Source organism: Brucella gallinifaecis (assembly GCF_006476605.1).
In the GTDB taxonomy this organism is placed as follows: Bacteria; Pseudomonadota; Alphaproteobacteria; order Rhizobiales; family Rhizobiaceae; genus Brucella; species Brucella gallinifaecis.
The window spans coordinates 20,731-31,146 of sequence record NZ_ML636819.1 but is presented as its reverse complement, the minus strand read 5'-3'; the positions used below and the strand labels follow the sequence as shown (position 1 = coordinate 31,146).

Sequence of the window (10,416 nt, the reverse complement as noted above, 5' to 3'; positions counted from 1 at the left end):
AACATCACTGCCAAACGCTCTAACTAAACTACAAGGACGAAACAGTCTGCCGCTAGCAGCGTCGCCGCCCTCGTTGAACGCCATATACAACCCACAAAGACGGGAAGTCAACGCACTTTCTTAAAAAGAACAAACTTTTCTTTCCACAGATAATGAGAGGCAATTTTGACAGATTATGAAGCCCAGCCCATTCGCTCAGCCAGACTGTCGGCCAGAGAGCGCACCCGCACACCTATTTGCTTTATAATCTCAGGTCGCGCTTCCGCTGCCGTCATCGACAGTCCAATACCGGCAACAGGATGAAATGCTCGATCACAGACCGCAGCACCAATGCAAAACATGCCCTCACGCAATTGGCCATTATCAAGCGAATAGCCTCTGACTTTCGCTTCAACCATTTCTGCTTTGAGCTTGTTAAGCGATGTAACACTGAATGGTGTAATCGGTTGTGGCCATTCAGATGGAATATGCCGGGTCAGCTCCTGTGCAGACATTGCAGATAGCATCGCCTTACCAGTGGCAGTAAAAATGGCGGGCACACGCATTCCAATGCGAAATGTAATGCCAAGTGGCGCCGACGAATTACGGCAGGACAGATAGATCACCTCAGCCCCCTCAAGATGAGACAAGGTTAACGTATAGCTATCCAGCCCCTTCTCCTCAGCCAGCACTTCATGAAAAGCATCAACAATATTGCTTTGCGCCATAAAGACATTTGCCCAGCGCACCGATTGCGGCCCCATGGCAAAACCTCCGTCACGCTGAAGTTTTAAAAGCTTCAGATGAACCAGCGTCTGGCAAAGCCCATGCACGCTACTCTTCGGCAAATTTGTAAGACGCGCCAGTTCCGAGAGCTTAACGCCCTCTCCTCCATCTCTGGATGATTGTGCAATCTGATCCAGAATAAGGACAGCTCGCGCCACAGCAGGCACAAGCCGCGGGGAACCCTCAACGTCACTCTGCGTTTCATTCATATACATAATGGCTCCAATCATTGACCGATTGACTTTATCAGCCACAGCCTGTTTAGTTCAGTATATTGTATTATGTTCAATATACTGAACGATCTGCCACTTCAAGAACGGATTAACAGATATGCTTGCTCTCAAAGACTCTTCGCTGCTTAAATCGCAATGCCTTGTGAATGGAAGCTGGATCGACGCTGCAGATGGAAAAACAATCGACGTCAGAAACCCGGCAGATGGATCTGTTATTGGTACTGTTCCTTCTCTCTCAGTCGATACGATCAAAGAAGCAATCAATGCCTCGAACAAGGCACTTCCGGCCTGGGCTGCAAAAACCGCCAAAGAACGCGCCGGGATCATGCGCAAATGGTTTGAACTGATTGTCGCCAATGCAGATGATATTGCGCTGATCATGACATCAGAACAGGGCAAACCGCTGACTGAGGCACGCGGTGAAGTTATCTATGCCGCTTCTTTCATCGAGTGGTTCGCAGAAGAAACAAAGCGTGCCTATGGTGATACAATTCCGGCAACACAGCCCGGTCAGCGCCTCACCGTCATCACTCAGCCGGTCGGTGTAACCGCTGCAATCACACCATGGAACTTCCCGGCGGCAATGATCACCCGCAAAGCAGCCCCCGCACTGGCTGCCGGCTGCACAATGATCGTTCGTCCTGCTGATCTGACACCATTGACCGCACTTGCCCTTGGCGTTCTGGCTGAAAAAGCTGGCATTCCTGCAGGTGTGTTGCAAATCGTGACCGGCAAGGCCCGCGAAATCGGCGCTGAACTCACCGGCAATGAGATTGTCCGCAAGCTTTCTTTCACCGGCTCGACCGAAGTTGGCCGCCTGCTGATGGCGCAATGCGCACCGACCATCAAGCGAATCTCTCTTGAACTTGGCGGCAATGCACCTTTCATCGTGTTCGACGATGCCGATATCGACGCGGCTGTGGAGGGCGCGATGCTGTCCAAATATCGCAATGCCGGCCAGACCTGCGTTTGCGCAAACCGCATCTATGTGCAGCGTGGCATTTACGACAGTTTCGCTGAAAAGCTGGCCGCCAAAGTCAGGGAACTGAAAGTCGGCAACGGAACCGAGCCGGGCGTGGTTATCGGTCCGATGATTGAAGAAAAAGCCATCACCAAGGTTAAGGAGCATATTGCGGATGCTGTTGCCAAAGGTGCGAAACTTATCACGGGTGGCAAGGAGCTGGGGGGCCTGTTCCTCGAACCGGCTGTGCTGACCGGCGTCACTTCAGACATGATTGTGGCCAAGGAAGAAACATTCGGTCCGCTTGCACCACTCTTCGCCTTCGATACAGAAGAAGAAGTGATCACGGCTGCCAATGACACGATCTTTGGTCTTGCTGCCTATTTCTATACGGAGAATTTCAGTCGCGCGATCCGTGTGAGCGAAGCTTTGGAATATGGCATGGTCGGGCACAATACCGGCCTGATTTCCAACGAAGTCGCACCATTTGGCGGAGTGAAGCAGTCTGGCCTCGGTCGTGAAGGCTCTAAATATGGGATCGAGGAATATCTCGAGACCAAATATATTTGCAGCGCCTACAAACGCTAAATATTATAACAAGTAGTATTTAAAAGGTGGCGCGCATTGTTCGTGCCACCTTTTTTATCTATAGAGGGTGCGAATAATCCCCGAATGTTTGCACCTGTAAAAAATCCGGAAAAATCATGCTGCGCCGACTTTATGACTGGACGATCTCGCTTGCTGCCCGAAAGTCTGCCGAATACTGGCTTGCTTTCATTGCTTTTGTAGAAAGTTCAGTTTTTCTGGTGCCAGCCGATGTGCTCTTTCTGCCTATGGCCCTTGCCCGGCCTGAACGGGCATATCGTTATGCCCTCATCGCAACCATCTTCTCTGTTCTGGGCGGTATAGCGGGCTGGTATTTGGGCTATCACGCTTATGAACAGGTCGCAAAGCCTGTGCTGGAAATCTATGGGAAACTCGATACGTTCGAGAAAATGCGCGGAACAACCAGCGCCGACATGATTTTGCTGATGCTCATTACATCCGGCCTGTCTCATTTGCCGCCGATTAAAGTAGTGACAATTCTTTCCGGTGCTGCCGGCATCAATATATGGCTGTTCATCGCATCAGCAATCATTGCACGCGGTGCACGTTTCTTTTTCCTTGCCTGGCTTTTGAAGCGTTATGGCGAACCGATCCGCCACTTTATCGAAAAGCGTCTTGGCCTGCTTGCGGGTCTCGTGGCAGCAGCCCTGATCATAATATTCCTGGCCGTTAAATATCTTCACTTTTGATTTTGCCTCAACTCGGTCAAAATAAATTGCTTGGAGCAAAAGCAGTATTTACGACTACTGATAAAGCCAGTGTGGCGCAGGAAATTTCATATGGCATTTGCACTCAACAAACCCGTCGGCAAAATTCAGGCTTGGACCGCAGGCATTATGACGGTCGGACTGGCAGCGACGGTCGGCACAGCTCTTGGCTTTGAGCATATCGGCGGCTTCATGCCATGCAAACTCTGCCTTGAAGAACGCACACCCTATTATATTGGTATTCCTGTTCTTGCGGCAGCTTTTATTTCCTATGTCTTGAAACTGCCTCCAGTGCTGATACGCGCTCTTATCCTGATCGGTGCGCTGCTGATGACCTTTGGTTTGGCACTTGCCATCTATCATACCGGTGTGGAACTGAAATACTGGCCAGGTCCGGCTGATTGCAGCGCAGCCACCATGAAAATCACGCTCGATGCGGGCAATCTGCTTGGCGACCTTAACGCAACCCGCCCACCTGCATGTGACAGCGCACCGGGCTTTTTTCTCGGCCTGTCATTTGCCGGATGGAACGTCGTCGCAAGCCTGCTCTTTGCAGCAATTGGCTACTACGGTGCTTTTGCAAAAGGTGGGAAATAAAAGCGAGTTCTGAGGGAGTTTTTCTTTCTTCGCAAAGGCTCGAGTGTCTGAATCAAAAAGCGGCAGGCCGTGGCAAAAATGGTAATTTTCGAGTACCGAAGCGGAGTGTACTTTTGGGTACATGAGCATCGGAACGCAGAAAAATTGCCATTTGCAGACCGGCATGGCGACTTTTAGAACAGATACTAAGGCTCCAGTTCGACATCCCAGTACAGAAAATCGAGCCAGCTATCATGGAGATGATTGGGGGGGAAAAGACGTCCGTTTTTATGCAGATCATGCATCGTGGGCTGGACGGGTTTCTGGCGTGGCCACATCTGCGCACGTGCTGGCATCAAACCGCCCTTGCGCAAATTGCATGGTGAACAGGCGGCAACCACATTTTCCCACGTCGTCTCGCCGCCATGGCAACGCGGGGTAACGTGATCAAAGGTCAGATCATGGGGCGAGCCGCAATACTGACACTCAAAACGATCACGCAAGAACAGATTAAAACGTGTAAATGCCGGATGGCGTGGCGGCTGCACATAATCCTTGAGGCAGATGACGCTTGGCAACCGCATCGAAAATGATGGCGAGGATACGACCTGATCATATTCCGCAACAATATGCACACGCTCAAGAAAAACGGCCTTGATCGCATCCTGCCATGACCATAGCGATAAAGGGTAATAGCTGAGAGGCCGATAATCGGCATTGAGAACCAGAGCAGGCAATCCGCTGCTCGAAACGGTTCGGGGAGAGACGGCTACATTCAAGGGCACACCTCCTTCAGAACAATTCCGAAAGAAAAGTGCAATGGCTTTCCATGCGGAATTGCGCTTCTGACGAGAGCGCCGCGCGTCCATCATGGGCGCAACCTACGACGCTCCAGCTTTATAGTAGCATTTCCAGCAAAAGTGCGAAGCGGTTTTGCGTAGGATAATGCGTAGAAACAAATGGTTACAGCGAAATCACCGCTGTAGGACGGCAATGCGATCAGCAGGATATCAAGTTTCTGCGAATCGAAATACCGTCATCACCTGATGCGAATAATGTAATCCCGACGTGACAGGATTGTGAAGCAGAAACGCATTTATGCCCCCGCAAACACGCAATTTTTACAGAAGCGGCGCTGCCTCCCTGCCCTTGATTGCAGCATAATATGCCCAGAACAAACGCGCTGCCACACCGCGCCATGGTGCCCAGTCTTCAGCAATCTGACGAAGTGCTGCTGCATCAGGCCGTGTTTCATACCCAAAAGCATGACCGACAGCCGTTTGCAGCGCCACATCGCCTGCCGGAAACACATCAGGATGACCAGCGGCAAACAACAGATAGACTTCAGCCGTCCACGGGCCGATCCCCTTGACCGTGGTCAGCATTCTAATGGCTTCTTCCGCAGGCAAATGGCAAAGCCCATGCAAATCAATTGCATCGTCCACCAAGGCGTCACTCAAAGCAGACAGCGTTCTTTGCTTTGGCCGTGAAAGTCCGGCAAAACGCCATGCCTCTTCCCCGCCTGCAATATAGGCCTCGGGTGTCACCGGATCGATCACCTGTTTGAACCGTGCCCAGATTGCGCTCGCACTTGCCGTTGAAACCTGCTGCGCAACAATGATGGAAGCAAGACTTTCAAAGCCCGGCGGGGACCGGCGCAGCGGCAAGGCATGGGAGCGGCTGCGAATATCAGCCAATCGTGCATCGGCCAGCACCAGCGCTTCAAGGCCTGCTTCAATATCGCTCAAACTATCGATCCGCCGCATTATCCGGGCTTTCATTTCATGCGCACTCAAAGTACCAATGCAATCAGATGACAATCAACTGACTGAATAATGACCCAGCCTGTATATCGCTTCGCTCCAAGCCCCAATGGTCAGTTACATCTTGGCCATGCCTATTCCGCCCTGCTCAATGCGCAGATGGCTAAGCGCAATGGTGGACGGTTTCTGCTTCGTATGGAAGACATTGACACCGCTCGCTGCACGCCACAACTCGAGCAGGGCATTTATGATGATCTCCACTGGCTTGGACTTGAATGGGAACAACCGGTGCGCCGCCAGTCAGAACATTTTGGCGAATATCGCAATGCGCTGACAAAACTCGCTGATAAAGGCCTCGTCTATCCCGCATTTCTGAGCCGCACCCAGGTGCGCGAGATTATTAGCGAAGCCCATGCCAAAGGCCAAAAATGGCCTGCCGATCCTGATGGTACGCCGCTTTATCCACAAGACGAACGAGATTTGAGTGAAAAAGAACGGATGCAAAGCATCGCCTCCGGTATAGCCTATGCATGGCGGCTTAATATGGACAAAGCGCTTTCAGCCGCAGGAGACAAACTCTTCTGGAAGGAAAGTGACACCGGAGCTATTGAAGCCAATCCTGCGCAATGGGGCGACGTGGTGATTGCCCGTAAAGACACCCCCACGAGCTATCATCTTTCAGTCGTGGTGGATGATGCACTGCAAGGCATCACCCATATTGTCCGTGGGCGCGATCTGTTTCATGCAACATCCATACACCGGCTTTTGCAAAAGCTTCTGGATTTGCCGCAGCCACTTTATCATCATCATGATCTTATACTCGGCGATGATGGACTGAAACTGTCCAAAAGCCGCAAGGATATCGCACTCAGCAGCTTGCGCGAACAGGGCGTTACCCCAGAAGATATCCGCACAAGACTATCCCTGTAAAAACTATTTTCGCCGCAGCGTCACAAATGATGTGCCAGTGCATCGATTGACGAAGGCACGCTAAAGCGGTTCAAGGAAGTATGGAGTTGGCGTTAAAAACGCTGACGGTCGTTTTAATCTTGAAGGAGGCGGAGCCATGAAAAATTACGTTGAGATAGAAGGCTTGCGCGTTGCCCCTGAACTGGTGGAATTTCTGGCGAATGAAGCCGCCCCCGGCACGGGCGTTGAACCAGAAAAATTCTGGAAAGGCTTTGCTGCCATCATTCGCGATCTCGCACCGAAGAATCGCGCCCTCCTCAAAAAGCGCGACGAGCTGCAGGCCAGGATCGACACATGGTACAAGAACAATCGCAACAAGGGCTATTCACAGGCTGAATATCAGCAATTCTTGAAAGACATCGGCTATCTTCTGCCGGAAGGCGAAGCATTCAAGGTCTCAACCGCCAATGTCGATCCGGAAATCATGCATATTGCCGGACCACAGCTTGTCGTTCCGGTCATGAATGCCCGCTATGCGCTCAATGCCGCCAATGCACGCTGGGGTTCGCTCTATGACGCGCTTTATGGCACCGATGCTATTGCTGAAGATGATGGCGCAGAAAAAGGCAAAACCTACAACCCGAAGCGTGGCGAAAAAGTCATTGCATGGGCCAAGAATTTTCTCGATCAAAGCGCCCCGCTCAATGCGGGCAAGTGGGCTGACGTCACAAGGCTTTTTGTCAAGGACGGCAAACTCGCTGTAACACTTGCCGACGGTTCAAGCACCGCATTGAAAGACGGCAGCCAGTTCAAGGGCTATAATGGCGAAGAAAGCGCACCAACCAATGTGCTGCTGGCCAAGAACAACATGCATGTTGATATTGTGATCAATGCCGACAGCCCGATCGGCAAAAGCGACCCGGCCCATATCGCAGACATGGTTCTGGAATCGGCAATCAGCACGATACAGGATTGTGAAGATTCGATTGCAGCCGTTGATGCGCAAGACAAGGTTGCAGTCTATCGAAACTGGCTTGGCCTGATGAATGGCAAGCTTGAAGACACATTTGAAAAAGGCGGCAAGCAGATGACGCGCCGTCTCAATGGTGATCGCCTTTATAAAGCTCCCGATGGCTCAGACCTTAGCCTCAAGGGTCGTTCGCTGATGCTGATCCGTAATGTGGGCCACCTCATGACCAATCCGGCAATCATCGATGCCGACGGCCATGAAGTGCCGGAAGGTATTATGGATGCAGCTTTCACCAGCCTGATCGCCTTGCATGATATTGGCCCGAACGGTCGTCACATGAATTCACGCGAAGGCTCGGTCTATATCGTCAAGCCAAAGATGCATGGGCCGGAAGAAGTGGCATTCGCCAATGAAATCTTCACCCGCACCGAAGAGCTGCTTGGTTTGACACCGAACACGCTGAAAATCGGCATCATGGATGAAGAACGCCGCACCACGATCAACCTCAAGGAAGCGATCCGCGCCGCAAGAGAACGCGTCGTCTTCATCAATACCGGCTTCCTTGACCGCACCGGCGACGAAATCCATACCTCGATGGAAGCTGGCCCGATGATCCGCAAGGGCGATATGAAGCAGGCCGCATGGATCGGCGCCTATGAGCAGTGGAATGTCGATATCGGTCTTGAATGCGGCCTTTCCGGCCATGCGCAGATCGGCAAGGGCATGTGGGCCATGCCGGACCTGATGGCTGCGATGCTGGAACAGAAAATCGCCCATCCAAAAGCTGGCGCGAACACCGCATGGGTGCCGTCGCCAACGGCTGCAACGCTGCACGCAACCCATTATCATCAGGTGGATGTGGCAGAGGTTCAGGAAAAGCTGAAAAACCGCCCACGTGCAAAACTAGACGACATTTTGTCAGTCCCGGTGGCGACCCGTCCAAACTGGACGCCGGAAGACATTCAGCACGAAATCGACAACAACGCGCAAGGGATTCTTGGCTATGTCGTGCGCTGGGTTGATCAGGGCGTTGGCTGCTCGAAAGTGCCGGACATCAACAATGTCGTCCTGATGGAAGATCGTGCCACGCTGCGTATTTCCGCGCAGCATATCGCCAACTGGCTCTATCATGGCGTGGTATCAGAACGTCAGGTGATGGAAACATTGAAGCGCATGGCAGCCATTGTGGATCAGCAGAACGAAGGGGATCCACTTTATCAGCCAATGGCTCCCGACTTTGACAAGTCGATTGCTTTTCAGGCCGCTTGTGATCTGGTCTTCAAGGGGCGCGAGCAGCCGAATGGCTATACTGAACCGGTTCTGCATCGCCGTCGTCTTGAGCTGAAAGCTCAACACTAGTTTTCGGGCTGGCTTTAAAATTCATAATTTCTCTGAAACGGCGAGTAATTCTCGCCGTTTTCTTTTATAATTACAGACTATACCCTGTGACCGGCATTCCGGCACGATTATGACTTCTTTAAAGGCCTTTGAAATGCCCCTCACCATCCGCTTTGCCCATGAAGCCGACCTCCCGGCTCTGCTTGCGATCTATAATGATGCAGTCGAGAACACGCTTGCCATCTGGAACGAAACGCTGGTTGATCTGGAAAACCGTCGCGAATGGCTTGCAGTCCGCAACCGTGACGGTTTTCCGGTTCTGGTTGCTGAACGTGGGGAACAGGTCGTCGGCTATGCAAGCTATGGCCCATTCCGCCCGTTTGAAGGTTTCCGCCATTCATCCGAACTCTCGATCTATGTGGCAAGCAATGCCCGGGGTGGCGGTATCGGACGCGCATTGCTGGCAGAGCTTGTAGAAGAAGCACGCGAGCGCAAAGTCCATGTGCTTATAGCGGGCATTGAAGCTGGCAATGCCGCATCCATCGCTTTGCACAAATCGCAGGGTTTTGAAGATTGCGGCACGCTAAAACAGGTCGGCCAGAAATTCGGACGCTGGCTCGATCTGACTTTTATGCAGAAAATACTTTAGGGTCAGGACCCCAGAGCATTTCCGGATTAAGTCAAATCGCTAGAAATGCTCTATCTATTTGTATTTACGCACATCTTGTTCCGAAATTGGCTTCCCACTTTTCGGGATGTGCTCTAAAGGGTCATTACCTCATTTTTCGGAAGTGACACCGGACCTTCAAAAACATCAATAGCAATACGCCCCTGCCGGGAAACAGTGACAAAACTGTTTGCCGGCACAGCCATCCAGTTTGCCACCTCGCCATCAAGCGGCTCGGATACAACACAAACACCCGATGCGCTGCCCAATGTTGCAGTATAAAGTGTAGGCGCAAAGGCATCGGTGGCATAACGGATTGCATAAAGCTGTTTGCCATCAGAAAAAGCCGCAGTCAGCCGCAGAAATGGCGGTACACCAATGCGTATGGCCTCCTCCACGATGACGCCCACCATGCGTTTCATGGCGAGAACAGGATCGCTTTCAAGACCAAATTCCAGCATCAACAAAAAGATCAGCTCAGAATCAGTTGCACCATGCTTCTGCCCATAAACATCATCGCTCAAATGGCTTTCGAGCCTGCGTCTCAGACGGTCGAAATTGCCAATCTGTCCATTATGCATGAAGCTCCAGCGCCCCGAAACAAAGGGGTGGCAATTGGAACGGCTGGTCAACCCGCCCGTTGAAGCGCGGACATGGGCAAGAAAAAGGCGCGACCGGATCTGCCGCGCAAGACTGCGTAAATTCTGATCGGACCAGGCGGGCAATATATCCCGATAAAGCCCCGGCTCGGCACGAGCGCCATACCAGGCAACGCCAAAGCCATCGCCATTTGTGCGCGTTTTTGCTTCATGCGCATCATGGCTTTGCGCCACAAGCGAATGACAGGGAGACGAAATAATGTCTTCCAGATAAGTCTCGGCTCCGAGATAGGCGGCCCAACGACACATTTTCGATCCGGTC

At 52.0% G+C, this 10,416-nt stretch carries 10 protein-coding genes; 6 read left to right on the top strand and 4 right to left on the bottom strand.

Annotated features, from left to right (window positions below; genetic code table 11):
- Positions 1-173: 173 nt before the first annotated feature.
- Positions 174-974 (bottom strand): IclR family transcriptional regulator, encoded by an 801-nt coding sequence (locus tag FHY56_RS16950; RefSeq protein ID WP_376890318.1) that lies wholly within the window; start codon positions 972-974, stop codon positions 174-176.
- 121 nt (positions 975-1,095) lie between these two features.
- Between FHY56_RS16950 and FHY56_RS16945 the strand changes: the two genes are divergently transcribed.
- From FHY56_RS16945 to FHY56_RS16935, 3 genes are all read left to right on the top strand, one after another.
- Positions 1,096-2,547, top strand: coding sequence for an NAD-dependent succinate-semialdehyde dehydrogenase (locus FHY56_RS16945; protein ID WP_140906326.1), 1,452 nt, complete (start codon positions 1,096-1,098; stop codon positions 2,545-2,547).
- A gap of 116 nt (positions 2,548-2,663) precedes the next feature.
- Positions 2,664-3,254: a YqaA family protein gene (locus FHY56_RS16940; protein WP_140906325.1), complete on the top strand. Its 591-nt coding sequence runs from the start codon at positions 2,664-2,666 to the stop codon at positions 3,252-3,254.
- Positions 3,255-3,344: 90 nt separating this feature from the next.
- The gene (locus FHY56_RS16935) at positions 3,345-3,869 is read left to right on the top strand and encodes a disulfide bond formation protein B (RefSeq protein ID WP_140906324.1); all 525 of its coding nucleotides are present in this window, start codon (positions 3,345-3,347) and stop codon (positions 3,867-3,869) included.
- A gap of 185 nt (positions 3,870-4,054) precedes the next feature.
- Here the strand turns inward: FHY56_RS16935 and FHY56_RS16930 are convergent, their stop codons facing one another.
- Positions 4,055-4,627, bottom strand: a complete 573-nt coding sequence (locus FHY56_RS16930; RefSeq protein ID WP_140906323.1) for an HNH endonuclease — start codon at positions 4,625-4,627, stop codon at positions 4,055-4,057.
- Positions 4,628-4,969: 342 nt separating this feature from the next.
- Entirely contained in the window at positions 4,970-5,614 is a 645-nt protein-coding gene (locus tag FHY56_RS16925; RefSeq protein WP_140906322.1) for a DNA-3-methyladenine glycosylase family protein, read from the bottom strand.
- Between the two features lie 69 nt (positions 5,615-5,683).
- Between FHY56_RS16925 and gluQRS the strand changes: the two genes are divergently transcribed.
- From gluQRS to FHY56_RS16910, 3 genes are all read left to right on the top strand, one after another.
- Positions 5,684-6,541, top strand: a complete 858-nt coding sequence (gluQRS, locus tag FHY56_RS16920; RefSeq protein ID WP_140906321.1) for a tRNA glutamyl-Q(34) synthetase GluQRS — start codon at positions 5,684-5,686, stop codon at positions 6,539-6,541.
- A 136-nt stretch (positions 6,542-6,677) separates the two neighbouring features.
- The gene (locus FHY56_RS16915) at positions 6,678-8,849 is read left to right on the top strand and encodes a malate synthase G (protein ID WP_140906320.1); all 2,172 of its coding nucleotides are present in this window, start codon (positions 6,678-6,680) and stop codon (positions 8,847-8,849) included.
- A 133-nt stretch (positions 8,850-8,982) separates the two neighbouring features.
- On the top strand, positions 8,983-9,477 hold the full coding sequence (locus FHY56_RS16910; protein ID WP_140906329.1) for a GNAT family N-acetyltransferase: 495 nt from the start codon (positions 8,983-8,985) through the stop codon (positions 9,475-9,477).
- Between the two features lie 113 nt (positions 9,478-9,590).
- Here the strand turns inward: FHY56_RS16910 and FHY56_RS16905 are convergent, their stop codons facing one another.
- Complete coding sequence (locus FHY56_RS16905; RefSeq protein WP_140906319.1) at positions 9,591-10,403, bottom strand: class II glutamine amidotransferase; 813 nt, start codon at positions 10,401-10,403, stop codon at positions 9,591-9,593.
- Positions 10,404-10,416 lie beyond the last annotated feature (13 nt).